At 66.1% G+C, this 21,657-nt stretch carries 20 protein-coding genes; 15 read left to right on the plus strand and 5 right to left on the minus strand.

Translation table 11 applies throughout. The features are described 5' to 3' along the window. Nucleotides 1-30: 30 nt before the first annotated feature. Together N4261_RS25350 and N4261_RS25355 are read left to right on the plus strand one after the other, a co-directional pair. The gene (locus N4261_RS25350; protein WP_261758020.1) at nt 31-531 is read left to right on the plus strand and encodes a hypothetical protein; all 501 of its coding nucleotides are present in this window, start codon (nt 31-33) and stop codon (nt 529-531) included. 417 nt (nt 532-948) lie between these two features. Next, nucleotides 949-1,260, plus strand: coding sequence for a hypothetical protein (locus N4261_RS25355; protein ID WP_261758021.1), 312 nt, complete (start codon nt 949-951; stop codon nt 1,258-1,260). A gap of 79 nt (nt 1,261-1,339) precedes the next feature. Here N4261_RS25355 and N4261_RS25360 read toward each other — a convergent pair whose 3' ends face one another. Then, complete coding sequence (locus N4261_RS25360; RefSeq protein ID WP_261758022.1) at nt 1,340-2,038, minus strand: DUF4336 domain-containing protein; 699 nt, start codon at nt 2,036-2,038, stop codon at nt 1,340-1,342. Nucleotides 2,039-2,127: 89 nt separating this feature from the next. Here N4261_RS25360 and N4261_RS25365 point away from each other — a divergent pair, with 89 nt between their 5' ends. Beyond that, nucleotides 2,128-3,024 (plus strand): AraC family transcriptional regulator, encoded by an 897-nt coding sequence (locus tag N4261_RS25365; RefSeq protein ID WP_261758023.1) that lies wholly within the window; start codon nt 2,128-2,130, stop codon nt 3,022-3,024. A gap of 1,467 nt (nt 3,025-4,491) precedes the next feature. On the opposite strand, the gene N4261_RS25370 is transcribed toward N4261_RS25365, so the two are convergent. Together N4261_RS25370 and N4261_RS25375 are read right to left on the minus strand one after the other, a co-directional pair. Next, a complete protein-coding gene (locus N4261_RS25370; RefSeq protein ID WP_092945496.1) occupies nt 4,492-5,217 on the minus strand; it encodes an SH3 domain-containing protein in 726 nt (241 codons plus the stop codon). Then, nucleotides 5,207-6,154 carry a hypothetical protein gene (locus tag N4261_RS25375; protein WP_261758025.1) on the minus strand — a complete coding sequence of 316 codons (948 nt, stop codon included), beginning with the start codon at nt 6,152-6,154 and terminating at the stop codon, nt 5,207-5,209. Before N4261_RS25375 ends, N4261_RS25370 begins: the two co-directional genes overlap by 11 nt. 72 nt (nt 6,155-6,226) lie before the next feature. On the opposite strand from N4261_RS25375, the gene N4261_RS25380 reads away from it, so the two are divergent. The 4 genes from N4261_RS25380 (at nt 6,227) to N4261_RS25395 (ending at nt 9,684) form a co-directional block, all read left to right on the plus strand. Continuing rightward, nucleotides 6,227-6,538, plus strand: coding sequence for a hypothetical protein (locus tag N4261_RS25380; protein ID WP_261758026.1), 312 nt, complete (start codon nt 6,227-6,229; stop codon nt 6,536-6,538). 313 nt (nt 6,539-6,851) lie between these two features. After that, nucleotides 6,852-7,253, plus strand: a complete 402-nt coding sequence (locus N4261_RS25385; RefSeq protein ID WP_261758027.1) for a GntR family transcriptional regulator — start codon at nt 6,852-6,854, stop codon at nt 7,251-7,253. Next, complete coding sequence (locus N4261_RS25390; protein ID WP_261758028.1) at nt 7,250-8,197, plus strand: ABC transporter ATP-binding protein; 948 nt, start codon at nt 7,250-7,252, stop codon at nt 8,195-8,197. The genes N4261_RS25385 and N4261_RS25390 overlap by 4 nt, the downstream gene beginning before the upstream one ends. Further along, complete coding sequence (locus N4261_RS25395) at nt 8,194-9,684, plus strand: hypothetical protein (protein WP_261758029.1); 1,491 nt, start codon at nt 8,194-8,196, stop codon at nt 9,682-9,684. The genes N4261_RS25390 and N4261_RS25395 overlap by 4 nt, the downstream gene beginning before the upstream one ends. 188 nt (nt 9,685-9,872) lie before the next feature. On the opposite strand, the gene N4261_RS25400 is transcribed toward N4261_RS25395, so the two are convergent. Continuing rightward, nucleotides 9,873-10,388, minus strand: a complete 516-nt coding sequence (locus N4261_RS25400) for a flavin reductase family protein (protein WP_435531979.1) — start codon at nt 10,386-10,388, stop codon at nt 9,873-9,875. Between the two features lie 240 nt (nt 10,389-10,628). On the opposite strand from N4261_RS25400, the gene N4261_RS25405 reads away from it, so the two are divergent. Continuing rightward, nucleotides 10,629-11,591, plus strand: a complete 963-nt coding sequence (locus N4261_RS25405; RefSeq protein ID WP_261758030.1) for a M48 family metallopeptidase — start codon at nt 10,629-10,631, stop codon at nt 11,589-11,591. Nucleotides 11,592-11,603: 12 nt separating this feature from the next. On the opposite strand, the gene N4261_RS25410 is transcribed toward N4261_RS25405, so the two are convergent. Continuing rightward, a complete protein-coding gene (locus N4261_RS25410; RefSeq protein ID WP_261758031.1) occupies nt 11,604-12,251 on the minus strand; it encodes an MBL fold metallo-hydrolase in 648 nt (215 codons plus the stop codon). A gap of 402 nt (nt 12,252-12,653) precedes the next feature. On the opposite strand from N4261_RS25410, the gene N4261_RS25415 reads away from it, so the two are divergent. The 7 genes from N4261_RS25415 (at nt 12,654) to N4261_RS25445 (ending at nt 21,273) form a co-directional block, all read left to right on the plus strand. Next, nucleotides 12,654-13,061 carry a DUF2946 domain-containing protein gene (locus N4261_RS25415; protein ID WP_261758032.1) on the plus strand — a complete coding sequence of 136 codons (408 nt, stop codon included), beginning with the start codon at nt 12,654-12,656 and terminating at the stop codon, nt 13,059-13,061. A 447-nt stretch (nt 13,062-13,508) separates the two neighbouring features. Beyond that, a complete protein-coding gene (locus N4261_RS25420) occupies nt 13,509-14,105 on the plus strand; it encodes an SCO family protein (RefSeq protein ID WP_261758033.1) in 597 nt (198 codons plus the stop codon). A 52-nt stretch (nt 14,106-14,157) separates the two neighbouring features. Beyond that, nucleotides 14,158-14,634, plus strand: coding sequence for a copper chaperone PCu(A)C (locus tag N4261_RS25425; RefSeq protein ID WP_261758034.1), 477 nt, complete (start codon nt 14,158-14,160; stop codon nt 14,632-14,634). A 75-nt stretch (nt 14,635-14,709) separates the two neighbouring features. After that, on the plus strand, nt 14,710-16,839 hold the full coding sequence (locus N4261_RS25430; RefSeq protein WP_261758036.1) for a TonB-dependent siderophore receptor: 2,130 nt from the start codon (nt 14,710-14,712) through the stop codon (nt 16,837-16,839). A gap of 10 nt (nt 16,840-16,849) precedes the next feature. After that, the gene (locus N4261_RS25435; RefSeq protein ID WP_261758037.1) at nt 16,850-17,674 is read left to right on the plus strand and encodes a DJ-1/PfpI family protein; all 825 of its coding nucleotides are present in this window, start codon (nt 16,850-16,852) and stop codon (nt 17,672-17,674) included. A 67-nt stretch (nt 17,675-17,741) separates the two neighbouring features. Further along, a complete protein-coding gene (locus tag N4261_RS25440; RefSeq protein ID WP_261758038.1) occupies nt 17,742-19,829 on the plus strand; it encodes a TonB-dependent receptor family protein in 2,088 nt (695 codons plus the stop codon). A 181-nt stretch (nt 19,830-20,010) separates the two neighbouring features. After that, nucleotides 20,011-21,273 carry a PepSY-associated TM helix domain-containing protein gene (locus N4261_RS25445; RefSeq protein WP_435531980.1) on the plus strand — a complete coding sequence of 421 codons (1,263 nt, stop codon included), beginning with the start codon at nt 20,011-20,013 and terminating at the stop codon, nt 21,271-21,273. Nucleotides 21,274-21,657: the final 384 nt, after the last annotated feature.

The raw sequence follows: 21,657 nt of genomic DNA on the forward strand, positions 1-21,657 counted from the left end.
AGCGTTTCAACAGTTGAGGGAGAACCTGAAATGAAGACCTTGTTTGCCGCACTCGTCGTGCTCGCCTGTACCGGTTGTGCGTCGGTGGTCAACGAGACCACCCATCCGATCAAGGTGGAAACCAAGAGCGCCACCGGCGAGATGGTGGTCGGCGCCGAATGCCGTCTGACCAACGACTACGGCACCACCACCATGAAGTCGGGCGAAACCGCCCAGGTCCGTCGCTCCAGCAAAGACCTGGACATCGTCTGCAAGGATCCAAAGAACCCGGAAGCCAATGCGCGTGCCATCTCGCGCGCCAATGGCGGCATGTGGGGCAACATCATCCTGGGCGGCGGCATTGGTGCCATCGTGGATCACAACCGCGGCACCGCCTACACCTATCCGACCTGGATGCAACTGGTGTTCGGCAAGACCCTGGTCTTCGATCGCACGGTGGAGAAGGAAGGCCAGCCCACCCTGGCGACCGAAGTCGTCACCCCAGCGCCTGCTGCCGCCGCCTCGGCGCCGCAGGTCGTCAGCAGCAAGTGATGTGACAGACGCCGGGAGTGTTGGCCGCTTCTTTGGCGGCATGCGCCTGGTGAATCGACGCTGCCTGTCAGGATGAACGACACGACTTCAGTGGCGACGTCTTGATGACAGTGTGTGATCGATTGAGACTGAGACGCCCGGCTGATGCCGGGCGTTTTTCATGGCGGAATCAGAGGGGTGTTCGTGCAAAGGCCTCACTCCCCGGACGGCATAGCCGCCTGCCTCTCAACTGGAAATCCCAGCTGGAGGTCGAGCCGCCGTCCTTGTGGGTCAGGATGCCCCGCGCCGGTGTCGAGCGGCAGATCCATTCCTGCATGTTGTAAGGCGCGCGCCGGGCAAGCGCTGCCTTGCCCGGGGCCTTCGATACGATTCGCCTACGCTCCGACGCCCCCATCAAGGCACTCGTCCCCCGCCGCCATGAACGCTCCCATCCGCCACCTCACCCTCGACCTCTCCGACGGCTCAGACGAAATCCTCACCGTAGAAGCCATGGCGTCGACACGCGACACGCAGCACGGCGCGGTCATGACCGAGGTGGATCTCCTGCGCGCCTGGGCCCGACGCGAATTTGCAGGCCGCCAAGGTCCCGTGGAAGACGGGCACGACTGGGACGACGAATTGCTGGTCCAGCGCGAGGCTGACGGCTGGGTCACCGTGACACTGACCTTCAGCGCATCACCCGCGTTCGCTCAGGCGTTCATGGCCGCTTTCGGCGACACGGAAGACTGACCGCGCACTGCGGCCCAAAGCCGAGGCTGTCACCATAAAAATCTCAGTGGGCATAGAGATCAAGGCGGCCGGCAAAGGCTCAGCGCCCTCTACGAAGCAGGGGGGCCAGCGCCCGGGCCAGCTGTTCGTGGGCCTGCACGTCAACGAGCGCGTCGTGCGCCAAGCTGATGCGCTGGATGGGCCAGTTCAGGATCTGCCGCGCGCTGGCGGCGGCGGCCTCGGCATCACGCACCAAGGCGCGGACATGCAGGGGCACACCCACGCGGCTGCGCACACGCGTCAGCCGTGCCCAAAGTGCGGCCTGCCAGGGCAATGCATCACCCGTCCACCACTGGCACACGTCCGTGAGGATCAGGGTGCCGCTGCGGGCGTGGAACCAGACCGTCTCGTTGATCAGCGGCATGCCGCGCCACAAGTGGTAGGCCAGATCGGGCTGCCAGTTGCCGGGCTCGTCGGGCAGGGGATGACCCTGAAGGTCCGGCCGCTTGCGCGCCAGCCCTGGCGCCAGGTACAACCTGGCTTGCGGAAAGGCCTGCATGAACGAGCCCGCAAACAGATGGTGGGCACAGTTGGGTGCCACGACCGCCACCACCGGACCCAGTTGCTGCAACTGAGTGATCAGGTCGGCGCAAGGGGCCACCGGCGAATGCACCCAGAGCTGGCCGCTGGCCAACCGGACCACGGTCATCCGCGTGTGCGCCGGCACACCATTGACCACAAGTGCCCGCCGCACCTGCCAGATGTCTTCACAGACGGGAATCAACTTCGGAGATGTCATGAGCGGGATGCTGCCCGCACGTCCCGATCCGGGATAGAACGCAACCGACATACCCGACGTGGCCCAGGATCGGCCTACCATCGACCGAGATGCAACTCAGCCCAACCTCTCTCCCTCCCAGCGATGGCCAACTGTGGCTGCCCACCTATGAACTCTCTGGCTGCGTGGTGGCGGCGATGTCCAGGCGCTGCGATGCGGTGCAACTGAAGGCGGATGCCGACTTCTACAACCACTACCCGGCATCGCCCTACTGCACGGTGTCATGGTGGATGCAAGGGCAAGGCGAGTGGTGCGATGTCGGCGGCGAACGGGCTTCAGCACATCGCAGGCGGGCGCTTCCCCGCATCACCTTCAACGGCCCCCAACGACGCCCCGTGACCACCTGGTGCTCACCGCCCTCTCACGGTTTGATGCTGAACTTCAGGCCCGACGCATTGCGACGCCTGACGGGCGTGGACGCCGCGCAGTGGCTGGACCAGTGGGTGGATGCGCATGAGGTGATGCCACCTTCGTGGCACGACTTCCTGCAGCGGGTGCTGCAGGCGTCGGACGACCCCACCCGGATGACGCTGATCGAGCAGTTCTTCCGTCCGCTGTGGCGCGCAGAGCAGACCCAGTCAGTGACTCGGCGAGAACGCATCCACGACTGGTGCGAGGATCTCGCACGCCGGGCGGCATTGAGTGGCAAGGGGCGCAGCGCCCGCCAGTTTGAGCGCCGCTTCAAGCAGTGGCTGGGACTTCCCCACCGAGAGCTCTTCGCGATGGGACGCGCCGAGCGTGCCTTCTTCGAAGCCTTGGCCCAGGACGATGGCCAAGAAGACATCGATTGGCCCGACGTCGCCGCAGCAGCCGGCTACGCCGACCAGTCCCACATGATCCGCCATGCGCGCAGGATCACCGGGTTCACGCCGGCGGCGCTCTTCAAACGCGTCAAGGCCGAGCCCTCATTCTGGACCTACCGGCTTTGGGGCATTGGGGGCGCATGACCTGCCCCTGACCGGCGGGCCAAGTTGAGCGAGACCTGTCGGCACGGCCGTCAGCCAGGGAGCGGCGAGACCGGGCGGTGCATGACGAGTCAGTGTCGGGAGGCACTCCCGCCCGCATGTCGAAGTTCAGCGAGTTCTGAACTCTGCTCAACGTCGGATCAAGTACTTACGAGAACCCTGCTCGTCGACTTCTGAACTGCTTGCTCGTTCAGTTCTGAACTTTCCGGGGTTTTGTTCATTCAGTTCTGAACTTTTTCACGAGGCGCGGTTTGGCGGCCTCGGGGGACCCCAGGTGAGCTGCGTTTCACTGGACTGGCGCGCCACAAGGTGGCTTCCGTGAGCATGCGATTGCGGTTTGGGGATCATTTACAGGCCCGGCAGCCTTTGCGGCACTGCTCTGTGCGTCAAAGTCGGCGCTGTTTTGGGTGAGTCTGTCGAGCCATGGCGAAGAGACGCGCATGGTCTCTTTCTATTGAGCGCAGCGGGAACGCTCTCGCTGGTTTGCAGGCGACGATCATTGGGACGATGACTTTCATTCAACCAACAGCGATGCGGTAATCTGCCACTGGCTTGACCTAATGCCCAGCCTGCCCTTGCCATCCCGGATGGCTTGGGGTCAGCGGCGGATGCTCCGTCGAATAGGGACACGGGTGCGAGGTCCATATATGGCCAAGCTTCTCACCGAGCGACGGACGCGTGCGGACAACAGCCGTCCGTGAACTCGCCCCTTCGGCCGAGTCATAAAGCCAATCTGACCGTCCTGCGCGAAAAAGTAAATTCGCTGGCCCAGATGGAGATCTGGCGTATCAGGCGGAAGCGCAATACGGCCCCCGCGTTGGACAAACGCAGAATACCGGCTCTTAATGGAGTAGGGGCGCGTGGACTTCATCAACAAGCTCCTGTGGGTGAGGCCTCCCCTGAGTGAAATGTTCACCAGAAGCTGCAACGCGAGTGTCGATGCATCGGCGAGGATCTGCAACGCGATCGAGAAAACGTGAGAGACGCTTTTGCAGCGTTCTCGGTCATTCGACGCCGCGCGTGGTGCGACCGGTCATCAGCGCATTCCTGTCATCCAGGCGCCGACCGGCTCAAGCTCAGACAGATCGGGCTGGTGGCCAGACCGGCCGTTCCACGATCCCGCCCGCGCTCATGACCTCTGAGTGACCGCTGCCAAGCCTCCCGACCGTCGCCGATCGCTGCAAAGCCGCTCGTCCGAACCGCCTTAAGCCATGACCGTCTCCATCACCGCGAGAAGCGCAGCATCGACCTCGTCCGGAAACGCGGTGAAGGAGTCGCTCCGCGAAGGGCAGAGGATGCTGGGGGTGGTGGAGCGCGCGATTGACCGACGAGCTGAGGAGGGTCACGTCTTGAGCGCGAGTGTCAGAGGCAGAGAGGCGACGGCAAAGGCCGATCGCCTCGCGTCGGACCTCGTTGGCTGTTCTACCTGGCGGCGGCTTCTGCGCCGTCTCAAGGCGCCGGCTCTGGCGCACCAAGACTGGGGCAGCTCGTTTCCTGAATCGCGCAAATGCGATCAACCCAGGCACGGAAGCGACCGGAGGGCAGACCCTCACGCGCGGCGCGCTCGACTTTCAAACTCGCTCGCATGTCCGCCGGAAAACGCTGCTCGGAAAACTCCACCTGCGCCCAGGTGCCCTTGCAGTCCACAAGGCGAGCAGCCTCGATGGTGTCGTCGTCATCGAAGCGTTGGTTGTCGCCGATGCGCAGCACTGCAGCGGCGTCAGGTCCGGGTAGGGAACGGCCGACGTCGGCCTGAGACTTCACCGTCAACTTGCTACCGCTGACCCAACCTTCGCCGCTGTACAGGCGCCGGGGTGGCTGACCCGTGAGGGCATCGTTGTCCTGCGCGTTGCGGATGAGGAACCAGCCGTTGCGCGCCCCGGCAACCTCGACCTCGATGCGGACGCCGTAGCCCGCCGAGGGTTCGACGAAGGTCCGCGGAAGCTTCCCGAGCACCTTGGCGGATGCACTCGGCTCTGCGCGCACGTTGAGGCCGGCCGGATCGTTCTCGGCAACGAAGGCTCCGAACTTGCAAGCGGTAATCGGGAGCGTTGTGTTCGCAACGGTCGTCGCGGCCTTGTTCTCGGAGGGAGCGCCAGCACAACTGGCAAGCGAAGCAAAGCCGGCCGTGGCGAGAAGCAGGGCGACGTTACGCAGGAGGTGTTCAGTAGCCATCGACGAGGACGTAGTGGAACGACGACATCTGGCCCAGTGAGGCCAGGAAGCGGTAGTAGAGATCATCCGGAATGGTCTGGCAGCCCGCGGACCAGGTGTTGCCTGAGGCCTGGGTGCCGCCCCGGTGGATGTACATCGTAGTCTGGGCGTTCTTCGTGTCGATCCGATTGGGATCGAAGGCGTTGAATCGGCCATCGCCGTTGGTGTCGCGTTCGGCGGTTTGGGTGCGCGTGGCCTCGAAGGCGCGGCGCTTGACGTGACCTCGCGGCTTCTCCCCGAAGAAGTAGGTGCCTGCGCGGAGGCGGCCGATCTCGGCGATGCCGTCGCCATTCACGTCAAAGCCTTCGGTGTGTTTGAAGCGCACGTTCTTGTAGCGGTCATCGAGACGACCATTGCCTACAGGAGAGGCGCGGTGGGCGTATTGGGCGCCAGGCTCGGTGCAGGCGGGGAAAACGCGAGCCGTACGCAGACCGTCCCCACCATTGAGCACAACGATGTGGTCGTCATAGACACCGAGGCCTTGATTGGCGAGCGTGGAAGTCTCACGGCGCAGGCCGACGAGAATCATTCGGCCCTGTTGGAGGGCGTTGACGGCTGCGGCGGTGCCGCGCTGAAGGACGATGCCGGCGCAGTAGGCATAGGTCTGGCGCTGGGAGAGCAGAGGCAGGCGCGGGACGTAAGGTGCGCGCAGGCGATCGGCGTCCCACTCGGTGATGAGAGCTGTGCCATCGCGCCGCGTTCCGAGCACGGCCTTGGCTTGCCAATCGAGCTGTGCGGCGGCGAGGCGCCCGCCGATGTCGCGTTGGACTTCGGTCAGGCCTGCAGTATCGGCGCGCCACTGCTGCAGCGCTTCGTCCGGCGCGGCTGCGGCCCGCGAGGCAAAGGCACGGGCAAAGGATTCGAGATCAGGATCGATGGGGTTGATGGTGGCGCCCATGGAATTTCCTGGAGACTTGCTTCGTTCGTTGCGAGCGAGCAGCACAGTCGATTCTGCACGGCAACCAGGGATGTGGAATGGTCGAAAGTCATCCTGGCAGGAGGAGGCCTCGACGCCCCGCGTCTCGGCTCCGATGCGATCTGCCTGCGCGCGGATCTGACGATGGGCTCGGCGCTGGCCAATCTGCGCGAACTGCTGGTGAGCAGCGCGTCGATGCTGTCCATGCTCGCCGGGACTACCTGTTCGGCCGTGCGCCACATAGCTGTCGTTGAAGGCGGCCAGCCGCCGCCGCAGGTCGCAAATGGCCTTGCAGGCGACTTTCGGGCCCGCCCGAAGACCTGTGCACCCCCCCCGCCTCCCGGCGCCTCCCAGATGCACCCGTGAGGGCGCAACTTCTGCTGCAAAAGACTGGCGGCGGAGCGCGCGCGGCGGCGCCCTGCCCGCCCACCCCGCGTCCTTTCGTGTCAAAAAAGTTCAGGGATGAACGAACAAAGTTCAGAGATGAATGGTTTTCGACACGGGAGCCCTCCGAAAAGTTCAGAACTGAGTGAACAAAGTTCAGAACTGAATGGTTTTCGACAACTCCCGCCCGCATTCAGCCCGCACTCCGCGCGGAAGGTCCGTCCACCCCGTACCAACCCTCACTTGACGCCGTCCACCCAGCTGTATTACTGTACTAGTACACGCTGTATCACCCATGGACACCGACCTCTTCTTCACCATCACCCCCGGTTCCACCGAGCCGATCTATCGGCAGTTGGTCGACCAACTGCGCCGCCGGGTCGCGAGCGGACAGCTGGTGGCGGGCCAGGAGATCCCGTCGGTGCGGGAGCTGGCGCAGGCGCTGGCCGTCAATCCGATGACCGTCTCCAAGGCCTTCGGACAGATGGAGGCCGAAGGTCTTGTGGAACGCCGCCGCGGGCTGCCCATGGTGGTCGCGGCCCGGCATCAGAAAGCCATGGGCACCCGAACCCGTGTGGAGCTGTTGCGGCCCACGCTGGAGAAGGCCGCCGCCGAGGCGCATCAGTTGGAGCTGCCGCCCGACCAGGTGCTGGCGCTGTTCAAGACTTTGTTGCAGGACACGGGAGACACACCATGACGCAGACCCTGGCCCTTGAGACGGCCCCACAAGACGTCGGCACCCCCACCCTCGGCGCACTGCCGGTTCGGGCGAGCGGCCTGTATCTGCACTTCGACGGCCAGCCCGCCGTACTCGACGGGCTGGACTGGACGCTGCAGCCCGGCCAGGTGGTCGGCCTGCTCGGCCGCAACGGCGCGGGCAAGACCACCCTGCTCGAAACCCTGCTGGGCCTTCGAGAGCCTCAGCGAGGCAAGGTGCAACTGTTCGGCCAGCCCGCCTTGTCCCCCGACGATGCCCTGCGTGCCCGGCTCGGCTACGTGCCGCAGCAATCCGATCTGTTCGACGAATTCACCGCCGACCAGCTGCTGCGCTACTTCCGCAGCTTCTATCCCACCTGGAACGAGTCCAAGGTCGAAGGCCTGCTCTCCCGCTGGGACCTGCCTCGCCACCGAGCCATCGGCAAGATGTCCCAGGGACAGCAGCAGCGACTGTCGATCGTGCGCGCCCTTGCGCATGATCCAGACCTGCTGGTGCTGGATGAGCCCGTGGCCAGCCTCGATCCCGCCGGCCGGCGCGATTTCCTGCGCGAACTGGTCGAGCAGGTGCTCGACCGCGGCACCACCGTGCTCTTCTCCACCCACATCCTGTCGGACCTGGAACGCGTGGCCTTCAACATCGCCTTCCTCAGCGGCGGGCGCATCGCGCTGCAGGCGCCACAGGACGAGCTGTCGGAACAGGTGCGCTTGCTGATCGGCGACGAAACCGCGCTGAAGGCCTTCGTCGACACCCATCGGGGCCAGGTCTTGCGGCGTCGCGCACCGGGCGACAAGACCGGCGTGCAGACCGCCCTTCAGTCCCGTTGGCTGGTGCGCTTCGCCGGCGACTCGATGCCTGCTTCCGACGCCCAGGTCCGCTGCGAAACCCTCGGGCTGGAGGATCTGTTCGTGGAGCTGACGCAATGAGCGCCACCTTGGCCGCGCCGCGCCCGGCCGGCGGACATGCGCAGATCCTGGGCGCGGTGGGTCGCAAGTTCAAGATGTTCTTCATCATCGCGGTGCCGGTGGCCTTGATCGCGATGGTGTTGACCTTCACCTTCGGGGGCTGGGACATGACGGCCAAGGCGATGCCGTCGCTCCTGGCCTTCAGCCTGATCTTCGTCTGGTGGTCCGCGTTCATGGCGCTGCAGGCGCAGAACCACCCGATCGCTGCCCGCCTGGTGCCGGGGCAGTTGCGGCAGCTGCGCGAGGTGGCTGTCGGACTGTTCCTCGGTTTGGCGTTGACGGCCGGGGCGCTGATGTCCCTCGTCGACGGCAGCTTCCTGTTGTGGGCGATCGTGGGCGGAGCGGCCTGCTTCGCGCTGTCGATCCTGACGCGTTGGCCGCTGCTGTGGACGCTGGTGTGGGTGGTGCCGTCGACCGCCGGCATCTGGCTCAAATCCCCCGCCTGGCGGATGGTCGTGGCCGTGATGCAGGGCTGGCATGAACGCCAGCCGGTGACGCAGGCGGCACTGGCCTTGGGCCTGATGGGCTTCATGCTCTGGCGTCTGTTCCAGTCCGGCGGACCGACCCACGGCCAGCAGTACCTGCGTGCTCAGGCCATGCGCCAGGCCATGAAGGAACACGCGTTCGGTGGCCGCGTGACCAACCTGTTCCCTGAGGGCCGACTGGCGCTGTTCTTCCGCCATTTGTTCTGCTGGCTGCGGGTGATCTGGCGTGAGCATCTGGTGCGCCGCGCCACATCGACCCCCCGCTCCGCATTGGCCAGAGCCGAATTGGTGGCCAATCCCGGTACGCACTGGAGCATGGTCATCGGCACTTCACTGGTGATCATTGCCGGCGTGCTGATCGCCTTCGCGGTGGGATTCGCGATCACGGGGGACCGCGGCCACATCGGCCTGCGCAATGCAGTCAGCGGCTTTGCCTTCGGGGTGATGAGCATGTTGATCAACCCGGTCATGGCCACACCGTCGGCGCTCTACAAACGGCGCCGCGAACAGGCCCTGTTGCTGCTGTTGCCCGGAATGCCGCGCGGCGAAGCGCTCAATCGCGGTCTGGCTCGACGCCAGTTCCTTCAGTTCCTGGGTTGCTGGGGCTTCGGCCTGTCATTGATCGTCGGTCTGCAAGTGGCCATGGACCTGCAAAGCGCCGGATCCAGCAGCACAACGCTGTTCTCGATGGGGCTGAACTACTCGACCATCGCCTTGCCCGCCGGCCTGCTGCTGTGGCGCGACTGGTCACGCCAGGGCGAGCCCAACGGCTCCCACATGGCCTTGCTGGTGATGGGGCTGGTCGCCTGCATGCTGGGTCTCGGCGTCCTGGTGTCCAAGCTGGACATCTCGCCGTGGCTGTTCATGGGCATCTCCGTGGCGCTGACCGCCGTCGGCATCGTCGTTCGCTGGCGTCGCGTGGTGACCCGCCCGACCTTCTGGCCGGTCGGACGCTGGAGCTGACCGCCACCGGGTGATGGACATGTGACGAATGGGTGATCGGTGAGCGATGGCCGCTCGATGCGCGCGTCATCAGCGTCATCAGCGTCATCAGCGTCAAACGCGCTTCACCTCGCGTCTGAAGGCCATGGAGACGGCACCCCGCTGGCCAGGCCACCGCATCGCCCTGACGGACGAGGCGGCCAGCGGCATCAGATCGGCAGCTCGGTGTAGTAGCGGCCGCCGTGGAAGATCAACGGCTGCGCATCGGGCACGCGGCTGCAGGCTTCGACCTCGCCGACGAAGATGACATGGTCGCCTTCCTCATACTGGCTGCGGTTGGCGCATTCGAAGACCGCCGCGCAGCCCTCCAGCACCGGCGCACCGCCACAGCCTTCGCGCCAGCGCACGCCGGCGAAGCGGTCGATGTCGCGGGTGGCGAAGCGCTGGGCCAGGTCCTTCTGGTCCGCCGCCAGGATGTTGATCGCGTAATGCGAGCCGCGGCTGAACACCGGCATCGAGCCGGCACGCTGCGCCAGGCTCCACAGCACCAGCGGCGGCGACAGGGACACCGAGTTGAAGGAATTGGCGGTCAATCCGACCAGCGTGCCGTCCTGCGCGCGCGCGGTGACGATGGTGACACCGGTGGCGAACATGCCCAGCGCGGCGCGGAACTGCTGCGGATCGAACGCGGCGGGGCAGGCCGACTCGGCGGGATCGATCGTCAACCCGGTAAGGGAGGCGGACGGAGGGGAGGACGGCTGGGACATGGTGGACGCGATTGTCACCTGCCTTCGAAGTCCCTGCGCCATGCCCCGGAACCCTTGAAGCGCCTGGGGCGGACCTTCTGCACGTGATGCATCCTTGCCATGGGGCCCTGCATGCCTGCCGTGGGCCACGAAGCGGTCCACCCGAATCGGTGTGGGGGGTTCGCGGGGTGTGCCGCGCAGCCTCCCTAGAATCACCGCATGGATGAAGTCGATTTCCACCCCGACGGCGAGCCGATCCTGAGCTCGGCCCCCACCCGCGGTTTCGGCCGCTGTGACGACTGCGGCTGCGGCGCCGCCGCGGATGCGCCCGCTGGCGGGCCACGCCTGTCGCGTCGCCTGTTCACCGGCCTGCTGGGTGCAGCGGGCGGCGCGGCGGTCGTACCGGCCTGGGCGCGCGATGGCGTCGAGGTCGGCAAGCAAAGCTGGACCACCCGCCTGATCCCGCCGGAGCAGATCGAAGCCGCCGGTCAGCAGCAATACGCGCAGATGATGAAGCAGGCCCAGCAGCAACGCGCGCTGGCGCCCGCCAACGACCCGCAGTTGCGACGCCTGCGCTTCATCGCTCAACGCATCATCCCGCTGACCAACAGCTGGAACGCCCGCGCGCAGCAATGGCAGTGGGAGGTGAACCTGCTGGGCAGCAAGGAGATCAACGCCTTCTGCATGCCCGGCGGCAAGATCGCCTTCTACTACGGCATCCTCAAGACCCTGCAGCTGACCGACGACGAGGTCGCCATCGTCATGGGTCACGAAATCGCCCACGCGCTGCGCGAGCACGCCCGCGAACGCATGGGCAAGACCATGGCCACCAACGGCGCCATCGAGCTGGGGGCCGCGATCTTCGGCCTGGGCAACATGGGCCGCTCGATCGCCGGCATCGGCGGACAGCTGCTGTCACTGCGCTTCAGCCGGGAAGATGAATCCGAGGCCGACCTGGTGGGCATGGAGCTGGCGGCCCGCGCCGGCTACAACCCCGAGGCCGGCGTCTCGCTGTGGGAAAAGATGGGCCGTGCCGCCAAGGGCGCCCCGCCGCAGATGCTGTCCACCCACCCGGCCGGGCCGACACGCATCCAGGACATCCGCGCCAATCTGCCCAAGGTCGAGGGCCTGTACCAACGCGCCGCCAAACCCACCGAGCGCTTCAGCGCGCCGGCCGCCTGAGCGTCGGCGCGCTCACCCCCACCGGCCACGCACGAACGGATTGCTGCGGCGTTCCTCGCCGAAGTGGCTCTCGGGACCGTGGCCGGGAATGAACACGGTGTCGTCGCCCATGGGCCAGAGCCGCTCGGTGATCGATCGGATCAGCGTGGCGTGGTCCCCGCCGGGGAAATCGGTGCGCCCGATGCTGCCGGCAAACAGCACGTCGCCCACGAAGCAGCGCTTCGCACTGGCGGAGTGGAAGACCACATGCCCGGGGGTGTGGCCAGGGCAGTGCCGCACTGTCAGGGACTCGTGGCCGATCTGCACCTCGTCACCATCCTCCAGCCAGCGGGTGGGGGTGAACATCTCGGCGGGCGGGAAGCCGAACATCGCCGACTGCTGAGGCAGCGAGGTGATCCAGAACTGGTCGCCGGTATGCGGCCCGATGATCGGCAGGCCCTGCTCGCGAGCCAGCTGACCTGCGCCGCCGGCGTGATCGATGTGGGCATGGGTCAGCCAGATGGCCTTGAGCGTGAGGCCCAACGAGTCGGCGGCGGCGACCAGACGCGCCACTTCACCACCCGGATCGATGACGGCCGCCTCCTTGGTGACATCGCACCAGACCAGCGAGCAGTTTTGTTGGAAGGCGGTGACAGGGAGGGTGCGGTAGTGGAGAGGCATGAGGTCGATGGTTCTGCGGAAAGACAAAAGCTGCCGCGGCAGCACCGGAAGATGCGCGACTCTGCAGGCGGCACGACGGACTGCTTGTGCGCTCGGGCCGGACCGGCGATTTTCTCGCGATCGGCCCCACCGGGTCTGAATTGGTCCCAACCGCCGACCGTCGATGATCGGACGGTCGTGCAGCCGCACCCGACAGGTTCAGCAGAACGCCCGCCAACCGGGGTGGCTTTGATTCGCGAAGGGCCTCAATGCGCCCCCAGCAGTCGTCGCCTTAGCAGGAGCGATGACAAGGATCTGCAACGCATCGGGCCGCCCGATGCGGGCGTCATACGGAACTTCCCTAGGACAATTCGTCCACCGCGCGACGAGGGCAATTTGCGCCCGGGCTCGTACACTCCCGCCATGTCCGCTTTACGGCCCTTCGTCAACCGCTTGGTCTGGATCGTGTCCCTCGCGATCTTGACCAGCGCACTGCTGCCGCTGCTGTCGCACCTTGCGTTGCCGCGGGATACGGCGGTGTGGGCGGAGGTCTGCACGGTCACTGGCGCGAAGTTCGTCCGCTTGGATGTGGACCGGTCTGAAGACCTCGCGCCGGCGTCCGATTCGGACAAGCGCCACACGGCGTCGATGATGGAGCGTTGCACCTACTGTGCCATCCATACGGCGGTTCCCTACTTGCCGCCCGCACCGCTGAACTGGCGGTTGAACGAGTCGCTCAGCTTCGCGCTGCCGCGGCTCTTCTATCTCGCACCACGCCCGCTGTTCGCCTGGGCCGGTGCACTCGCACGCGCCCCTCCCGTCGCGGCCTGATCCACTCCGTTGACTGACCCGCTCGGCGACCACTGCGTCGCTGCGGCGCAGACACGCTCACGGAGTCGACGTGCGGTGCGCCTTCATTCGGCACGCCGCTCTGCTGCAATCTGCCGTCCGGCCTTTGCGCGCGCTCCTCCCGGAGCCGTCAATTGCGCCCGGAACGGCTCCGTTTGATGGAGGAGTCTTCATGACTCGATCCGACTTCGCCCGCCTGGGCGCTCACCTCGTGCTGGGGTTGAGCCTGGGCTTGGCCCTGCTGCTCATGGTCCTGAGCGTGCGGCTCCTGGCGACCCCACGTGCCGCCGATCCATTTCAGCCCCAGCGGGCCATCCCTGCGTCCTTGCAGGGTCCGAACCGTGATTGCCACTGTTCGCCGGTATCCGACCCGCATCCGCCGGCGCTGAGGCTGATCACGATGCCTAGCCACCAGGTCGGGAGGCCGACATGAAGTCCGCATGCCATGTCAGGCGGTCGCTGCTGGCCGCAGCTGCTACCTTGCTCCTCGGCCTGACGGGCTGCCAACCGAAGGATCCGCCGTTTCACGGCGTCAATCTCACCGGCGCTGCCTATGGACGTGACTTCCAACTGCGTGATCCCGACGGTCGGCTCCGCCGCCTGACGGACTTCCGGGGTCAGGTCGTGCTGCTGTTCTTCGGCTTTACGCAGTGCCCCGACGTTTGCCCGACGGCGCTGACACGGGCTGCGGCCGTGAGGCAGTTGCTGGGCAGGGATGCCGGGCTCCTGCAGGTGCTGTTCGTGACGCTGGATCCTGAGCGTGACACGCCGGGCGTTCTTCGCAGCTACACGACGGCCTTCGATCCGGGCTTCCTCGGTCTGTGGGCCGACGCCGCCGGGACAGCCGCTGTGGCCAAGGACTTCAAGGTCTTCTTCCACAAGGTCCCGACCGGATCGAGCTACACGCTCGACCACACGACGCTCAGTTATCTGTTCGATCCGCAAGGGCGTCTGCGTGTGGCCATCAAGCATGACATGCCCGCAGCCGACCTGGCCGCCGACATCCGGCTGCTGCTCATTCCCTGACACAGCGTCATTCCTCGAGGCCATCGAAGGCCGCACACCCAAGGAGACATCCATGTATTCCCGAATCAAGTCCGCCATTCTCATCGCCGGCACCGTGCTGGCTGTGTCTGCCCATGCGCAGGTGACCGTCAAAGAGGCCTGGATCCGCGCCACCGTCCCCCAACAGAAGGCGACTGGCGCCTTCATGCAACTGACCGCCAGCCAGGACACGCGGCTGGTGTCCGTGAACACGCCGCTCACCCCGAAAGCGGAAGTGCACGAGATGGCGATGCAGGACAACGTCATGCGCATGCGGCAGGTCCGCGCCATCGAGTTGCCGGCGGGCAAGACCGTCGAGCTCAAGCCCGGCGGCTACCACGTCATGTTGATGGACCTGCCAGCGCAGGTGAAGGAAGGCCAGACAGTCCCGCTCACCCTGGTGTTCGAAGACAAGAGCGGCGCCCGCAAGACACAGGACGTCAAGGTGCCGGTACGAGCGCTCAACGCTGCGGTCGCACCCAAGGATGAACACGGGGAACACAAGCACTGAGCCGCGACTTCGGGGCCGACCGATACCGGCCGGCCTCACCGGCGCGTCGGACCGCGCCGACTCTGAAAGAAAACAATGACATTTCAACGATTCACCCCGATCGCCAGCGCTGTCCTGTTCGCGATCTCCGCGCAAGCCCAGACCAGCGAACTTGAGCGTGTCGAAGTCAACGGCACGTCTCAAAGCTATCAGCCGCCGCCCAGCTCGACGGCCACCAAGACCGACACACCGAACCTGCTCACGCCCCAGTCGGTGCAGGTCGTTCCCCGTGCAGTGCTGAACGATCAGAAGGCGCTGACGCTGACCGATGCCATCCGCAATGTCGCCGGCACGGGCAGTGACTTCGGCTTCAACGGCAGCGCGCAACCGCTCATCTTGCTGCGTGGCTTCCAGACCGAATCGATGACCGCCTCCGGCCCCATGTCGGGCATGTCCACCTACTACATCAATGGCGTGAAGGTCAAAGGCGTGCCGGTCAACATGGCCAACGTCGATTCGGTCGAGGTGGTCAAAGGGCCGGCGTCGGTGCTCTATGGTCGCGCCGAGCCGGGGGGACTGATCAATATCGTGCCGCGCGCCTTGTCGGCCACACCGAGCTTCGGCATCGAGCAGACCTTCGGCCAGTACGACCAATCGCGCACCATCGTTGAAGGCGCAGGCGCCCTGAACCGCGACAAGACCCTGCTTGGCCGTGCCAGCGCGTCGTACGACACTGCGAAGTCCAACCGGGATTTCGTCGAGAACCGCCTGGCGGCCTTCAGCGGCACGATCGCCTGGATCCCCGACGCCGACACGCGGGTGTCGGTGGCCTACGACCGCAACGCGCAGAAATACCGCAACGACTTCGGCGTCTACGCCGATGGCGACCGGCCGGCCAAGGTGCCACGCTCGCTGCAGTTCAACAATGCGCCCGAACTGTCTTCCTTTGACAGCCAGTCGCTCACCCTGGATGCATCGACTCGGCTGTCACCGACGTGGACCCTGAAGGCCCGCGCCGTGACCCTGCGCGCAAAGACGAAGGAAGTCGACATCTGGCCCTACCGGGTCGATCTCGGCGCCGGTACCGGCCCCGCCGACAGCTGCGTGGAGACCACCCCACTGCAGCGCATGTGCCGCTACTACTATTACGACCGCCCCGACGGTCGGGTGCGCCTGGACCAGGCCACACTGGACTTGCAAGGTGACATCACCTGGGGTGGGCTGACGCACAAGTGGCTGTTCGAGCTGGATCATTACGAGACCCGCCGCACCGGGGCGCTGGTGTTCGCCCAGGTCAATGCCGTGGACGTCAACCACCCGGACTTCAGCGGCACACCCACCATCGGCCAAACGCTGGCGCCGGGGTCCGAGACAAGGGACGTCCAGCGCTGGACCAGCCTGGTCGTGCAGGATCAGATTCAGCTCGGCAGCGGCTGGCACGCCGTGTTCGCGCTGCGCCACGATCGCACTGCGGGCCTGTACAGCGCCGATCCAACGCTGGACCTGAACCGCCAGAGCTTCACGACGCCTCGTGTCGGACTCGTCTACGAGGTCTCGCCTGGGCAGACGCTGTACACGCAGTACCAGGACTCGGTCGCCGCCAACAACGGCCGCAATCCTGACGGCTCGCCCTTGCAGGCCGAGCGTGCGCGGCAGGTGGAGATCGGCTGGAAAAGCTCCATGCTTGAGGGCGCGCTCAACACCACGGTGGCCCTGTTCGACCTCGTCAAGCGCAACCGCGCGGACTACAGCCTGTACCCGACCATCACCACCATCGGCGAGGCCCGTTCGCGCGGACTGGAGATCGACCTGCTGGGCCAGCTCACGCGGCAGCTCGCCGTCATGGCGTCTTATGCCTACCTGGAAGCGAACATCACCGACAACGGCACCTACGCCGGCACCCGTCTGGCGAATGCGGCGCGCCATTCCGGCAGCGTGTGGGGTCGTTGGATGTTCGATGCGCAATGGGCCGCCGGCGCTGGCGTGTTCTTCCAGAGCCAACGCGAAGGCGACCAATTGAACAGCTTCCAGCTGCCGGGCTACGGCCGGGTCGATGCAATGCTGTCCTACGGGTTCCGCGCCGGTTCAGGCAAGGGTTCGGTCCAGTTCAACCTGAAGAACGTGTTCGACAGGCTGTACTACAGCGGCAGCCACCCTGGAGCGCGCGACTGGATCCAGACCGGCACGCCGCGCACGGCATCGGTCACCTTGCGCCTGGACTATTGAGGAGCACAAGATGGCCCACGCACGACGTCAATTCCTGCGCAAGCTCGCTGCGGCCAGCGTTGCGGGCTCCGCTGTCGCGACCCAGGCGGCAGCGTCCAAGCCCTCGGCGCCCGAGGTAATGCACGACATGAGCACCATGCCACCCCAGTGGCACGGCAAAGAGCAGATTGCGATGCTGCTCTACCCCGACTTCACGGCACTCGACCTGGTCGGTCCGTACCACATGTTCACCAGCCTCTGGGGTGCGACCGTCCACCTGGTGGCCGCCACGAACGAGCCCGTGCGGGGCCAGAACGGCATCACCTTCGTGCCCACCATGACGCTGGATGAAGCGCCGGCGGATCTGGACATCCTGTTTGTCCCCGGCGGAGACGTGGGCACGCTCAAGGTGATGCGAGACCCCGCGCTGATCGCCTGGGTCGCCGATCGCGGACGCCGGGCCAAGATGGTGGCCTCGGTCTGCACCGGCTCGATGATCCTCGGCCAAGCCGGCTTGTTGCGCGGCAAGCGGGCGACCAGCCATTGGGGAACCCGTGCGCTGCTGAAGGACTTCGGTGCCATTCCGGTGGACCGGCGGGTGGTATGGGACGGCAAGGTCGTCACCGGCGCGGGCGTCTCGGCCGGACTCGACCTCGGGCTGGCGGTCGTTGCCAGATTGCGCGACAAGACCTACGCGCAGGGCGTGCAACTGATGGCCGAGTACGCCCCTCAGCCGCCGCTGAATGCCGGCACGCCGAAGACCGCGCCGCCGGCGGTGCATCAAATGATGGACGCCATGTTCGACACCCTCAGGGCCGACATGCGCGCGTCGGCGACGTCGGCGCTCGGCGGCTGACGCCTTCGTGCCTTCGTGCCTTCGGCCGATTGAACCGCCCCAACTGTTTTGACCAGGATTTGCTTCAATGAACCACCCCACCTGCGCGCTCCTGTCCGCGCTCGCCTTCACCCCATACGCCTTCGCACAGACCCAGAGCACCGCGCCTGCGGCCCCACCCACGCAGTTGCAAGGCGTCGTCGTCACTGGCAGGACCGCCTCCGACCCCGTCAGGAAAGACATCGAGACTGAGCAAGCCGCCACGCCGGGCGCTGTGACCGTCCTGGACGGGGAGGGCCTGCGGCAGCGCAACGTCACCAGCCTGGCCGATGCGCTGCGCTACGTGCCGGGCCTCTTCGTCGCCAGCGGCTCGACCGGCGACGCCACCTTCTACTCCTCACGCGGCTCCAACCTGGACGCAACGAACTACGACGGCAACGGCATCAAGCTGCTGGTCGACGGCCTGCCGGTGACCGGAGCTGATGGCAACAACCACAACCGTGATGTCGACCCGTTGTCCGCTCGCTATGCCATCGTGGCGCGCGGCGCCAATGCGCTCACCTACGGTGCCAGTACGCTGGGCGGAGCGATTGACTTCATCACGCCGACCGCGCGCGACAGTGCCGTCAACGAAGTGCTCATCAACGGCGGGAGCCACGGACAACGTCAGGCGCGCGCCACCATGGGCGGGCATGCCGGCGCCTTCGACGGCCTGGTCACGGTGGAGGGCAAGCGCAGCGACGGCTACCGCGAGCATCAGCGCCAGCGGCGCAGCGCCGTCTACGCCAATGCCGGCTGGCAGATCGACGAACGCGTGCAGACCCGCTTCTATGTCACCGCCATCGACAACAAGCAGCAGTTGCCCGGCGCGCTCACGCGTGACGAATGGGCGGACGATCCGAAGCAGGCGCAGGCCGCGGCCGCCGCAGGCGACTACCAGTACAACGTCAAGACCTGGCGCCTGGCCAACAAGACGACCTGGCAGATCGACGCCGACACCAAGCTCAGCGCCGGGCTGTCCTATGAGCGCCAGAAGCTCTTCCACCCGATCGTCTACTCGCCGCCGTACTTCAGCCTGCTCATCGACACCGAGCAGCGCAACGCCGGCGCCACGCTGCGCTACGAGCGGCGCGTCGGCACGCACGGTCTGCTGCTGGGGCTGAACTACGCGCGCATGACGGTCAAGGGCAGCAATGACAGCTACACCCCGAGCAGTTGGACGCAGACACCGTTCACCACCGTCGACAACCAGGCGGACAGCCTGGAGCTTTTCGCGATGGACCGCTGGCAGTTCGCATCGGGCTGGACGGCGGTGTACGGCGCCCAAGTGGTCAACAGCAGCCGCGACATTCGCAACACCAGTGTGCCGGGCGGCGCGCTGCTCCATCCGAGCGGCGACTATGACGCCGTCAATCCGCGCGCGGGCCTGATCCGTCAACTGACGCCGGACATCCAGGTATTTACCAACCTGAGCCGTTTGTACGAGGCCCCCACGACCTTCGAATTGCAGGACGACGCACGTGGAGACGGCTCCGCGCTGGCGGCGATGCGGGGCGTGGTGGCGGAAATCGGAACCCGCGGCACTCACACCGCCGGCCGCCATCGCTGGCATTGGGAGACCGCGCTCTATTACGGCCGACTGCGCAATGAGATTCTGTCGCGCGACGATCCCGACGCCCCGGGCACCAGCCTGTCGATGAATGCCGGACGGACGATCCATGCCGGACTCGAGGCGCTGGTGGGCGCGAGCCTGGCAGTGGACGCCACCGGCACGCATCGCATCGAGCCATTGGTCAACCTGACACTGAATCACTTCAAATTCCGCGGCGATCGCGTCTATGGCCACGGCGATCTGCCTGCCGCGCCGAAGTACGCGGTCAAGGGCGAGGTGCTGTACCGGCATGCCAGCGGCTTTTTCGCGGGTCCGACGTTCGACGTCATCGGGCGCCGCTGGGCCGACTTCAGCAACACCTACCAGGTCGATGCCTACACGCTGTGGGGCCTGCGGGCGGGGTTGGGTGGCAAGGGCTGGGAGGCTTATGTCGAAGGACGAAACCTCGGGGACAAGGCCCATGTGTCGCAGTTCAGCGTGCGCGACCGGGCGGCGGCCGGCGACGCGATCCTGTCGCCGGGCGAGCCCCGTTCGGTGTATGTCGGCGCGCGCCTGACGTTCTGAGGACACCTGCGACCCACCCGGATTTGCCATGACCGCCACCCCACCGATCAACACCGATGCAACCACCGACGCCCGCGGCACGGGCATGCCCCAGCCCACCGGCGGCACCGTTCGACCCGACTCGTCGCTGTACCTGCGGGTCTGGCGCTGGCACTTCTATGCCGGCCTGATCTGCCTGCCCGTGCTGGCGCTGATGGCCATCACAGGGGCGCTCTATCTCTACAAGGATGAAATCGATGACCTTGTCTATGCGGCGCTGTTGAAGGTCGAGCCTTCGAAGCAGCCGCCGCTGGCCGCGTCGGTCTTGATCGAGCGCGCGGCAGCGGCAGTGCCGGGCACGCCGGTTCGCTTCATCGGACCGAAGGCCACGGGGCGAAGCGCGCAGGTCGGGCTTCGTACCGCGCAGGGCATGGTCAGCGTCTACCTGGACCCAGTCGACGGTCGCGTGCTGGGACAGTTGCGGGACGACCTCAAGCTGATGGAGATCGCCAAGCAGCTGCACTCGATGACGATGGCAGGGCCGGTGGCGAACCATGGCGTCGAGATCGTTGCCGGTTGGGCCATCGTATTGGTGGTGTCCGGCGTGTTCCTGTGGTGGCCTCGCAGGCGCTCCGGCGGGGTCATGTCCGTGCGCGGGCGCCCCACACAACGCCTGTGGTGGCGGGACCTCCACGCCGTCATCGGTTCAGTGGCTGCGGTGGCCATCCTCTTCCTCGCCGTCACTGGCATGCCCTGGTCGGCGTTCTGGGGCAGGCAATTCGGACAACTCACCAACGACTGGGGAGTGGGCCTGCCGGGTTATCTCTGGGGCAAGCCGGCGTCGACGCCGCCGCTGACCAGCGTCGGCGACACGCCATGGACGATGAGCGCGGCCAAGCTTCCGGCGTCGACGGCATCGGCATCGGCATCGGCACGTCGATCTCCCACGTTCGGGATCGACGCGGCGGTAAACCGCTTCGCAGGCCTGGGCATCCCCGCCGGCGCATCCATCGGCCTGCCGGTCGGTCCCACCGGCGTCTTCACCGCGATGTCGATGCCTGACGACGTCACGCGCCAGCGTGTCGTTCATCTGGACAGGTACTCGGGCGAGGTGCTCGCCGACGTGGGATATCGCGACTACGGCGCGGTGGGAAAAGCAGTGGAATGGGGCATCAGCCTGCACACCGGACGTCAATTCGGTGGGCTGAACCAGCTGGTGATGCTGGCGGGATGCCTGTCCATCGTGTTGCTCGCCGTCTCAGCGGTCGTGATGTGGTGGAAGCGTCGTCCGCAGGGCCGGCTGGGCGCGCCGCCGCGGCGCGACGGCGATCGCGCCGCATTCGGCGCCGTGGCAGTGGCGGCGGCGCTTGGCTTGCTGTATCCGCTGTTGGGGGCGTCGATCGTGGTCGTCCTGGTCCTGGATGCGGCAGTGCCTGACCACTGGCGCGCGCGGTTCGGCCTGTAGCCTGTAGATAGACGGCCGATTCAAGCCAGCAGCGGTCTCAGGCCACCAGAAGGACCGCCCCTTCCCGAACGCCCAGCTCCGCGAGGCCGGCATGGGCGAGCGAGGAAATTGGGTGAGCCGCCAAGGCCGCCCCGCTTGCCGCCCTCACCACGCGGTGCCGCCCGCCCGACCCCGTCCGCGAATCCACCGGATTTCGCCCCTCAGGCCTCATCACGACCGCCGGGCCCCCTCATGGGTCCTCCCCCATGCGGTCAATCTGCTGATCACGCCCCGCGCTTTCGACGGCGGACCGCCACGTCATCTGCGGCATCCAGCCCGTGTTTCCCGTGGGACGCGCCTATCGGCGACGGCGCCTGATTCCTAGCATTTCCACACGGTGCAAAG

The organism is Roseateles amylovorans, assembly GCF_025398155.2.
GTDB lineage: Bacteria > Pseudomonadota > Gammaproteobacteria > Burkholderiales > Burkholderiaceae_C > Roseateles > Roseateles amylovorans.

Bases quoted from the DNA above. Each gene is read 5' to 3' on its own strand.
- N4261_RS25350 (WP_261758020.1), top strand. From the start codon at position 31: ATGAAGACCTTGTTTGCCGCACTCGTCGTGCTCGCCTGTACCGGTTGT.
- N4261_RS25355 (WP_261758021.1), top strand. From the start codon at position 949: ATGAACGCTCCCATCCGCCACCTCACCCTCGACCTCTCCGACGGCTCA.
- N4261_RS25360 (WP_261758022.1), bottom strand. From the start codon at position 2,038: ATGACATCTCCGAAGTTGATTCCCGTCTGTGAAGACATCTGGCAGGTG.
- N4261_RS25365 (WP_261758023.1), top strand. From the start codon at position 2,128: ATGCAACTCAGCCCAACCTCTCTCCCTCCCAGCGATGGCCAACTGTGG.
- N4261_RS25370 (WP_092945496.1), bottom strand. From the start codon at position 5,217: ATGGCTACTGAACACCTCCTGCGTAACGTCGCCCTGCTTCTCGCCACG.
- N4261_RS25375 (WP_261758025.1), bottom strand. From the start codon at position 6,154: ATGGGCGCCACCATCAACCCCATCGATCCTGATCTCGAATCCTTTGCC.
- N4261_RS25385 (WP_261758027.1), top strand. From the start codon at position 6,852: ATGGACACCGACCTCTTCTTCACCATCACCCCCGGTTCCACCGAGCCG.
- N4261_RS25390 (WP_261758028.1), top strand. From the start codon at position 7,250: ATGACGCAGACCCTGGCCCTTGAGACGGCCCCACAAGACGTCGGCACC.
- N4261_RS25395 (WP_261758029.1), top strand. From the start codon at position 8,194: ATGAGCGCCACCTTGGCCGCGCCGCGCCCGGCCGGCGGACATGCGCAG.
- N4261_RS25405 (WP_261758030.1), top strand. From the start codon at position 10,629: ATGGATGAAGTCGATTTCCACCCCGACGGCGAGCCGATCCTGAGCTCG.
- N4261_RS25410 (WP_261758031.1), bottom strand. From the start codon at position 12,251: ATGCCTCTCCACTACCGCACCCTCCCTGTCACCGCCTTCCAACAAAAC.
- N4261_RS25415 (WP_261758032.1), top strand. From the start codon at position 12,654: ATGTCCGCTTTACGGCCCTTCGTCAACCGCTTGGTCTGGATCGTGTCC.
- N4261_RS25420 (WP_261758033.1), top strand. From the start codon at position 13,509: ATGAAGTCCGCATGCCATGTCAGGCGGTCGCTGCTGGCCGCAGCTGCT.
- N4261_RS25425 (WP_261758034.1), top strand. From the start codon at position 14,158: ATGTATTCCCGAATCAAGTCCGCCATTCTCATCGCCGGCACCGTGCTG.
- N4261_RS25430 (WP_261758036.1), top strand. From the start codon at position 14,710: ATGACATTTCAACGATTCACCCCGATCGCCAGCGCTGTCCTGTTCGCG.
- N4261_RS25435 (WP_261758037.1), top strand. From the start codon at position 16,850: ATGGCCCACGCACGACGTCAATTCCTGCGCAAGCTCGCTGCGGCCAGC.
- N4261_RS25440 (WP_261758038.1), top strand. From the start codon at position 17,742: ATGAACCACCCCACCTGCGCGCTCCTGTCCGCGCTCGCCTTCACCCCA.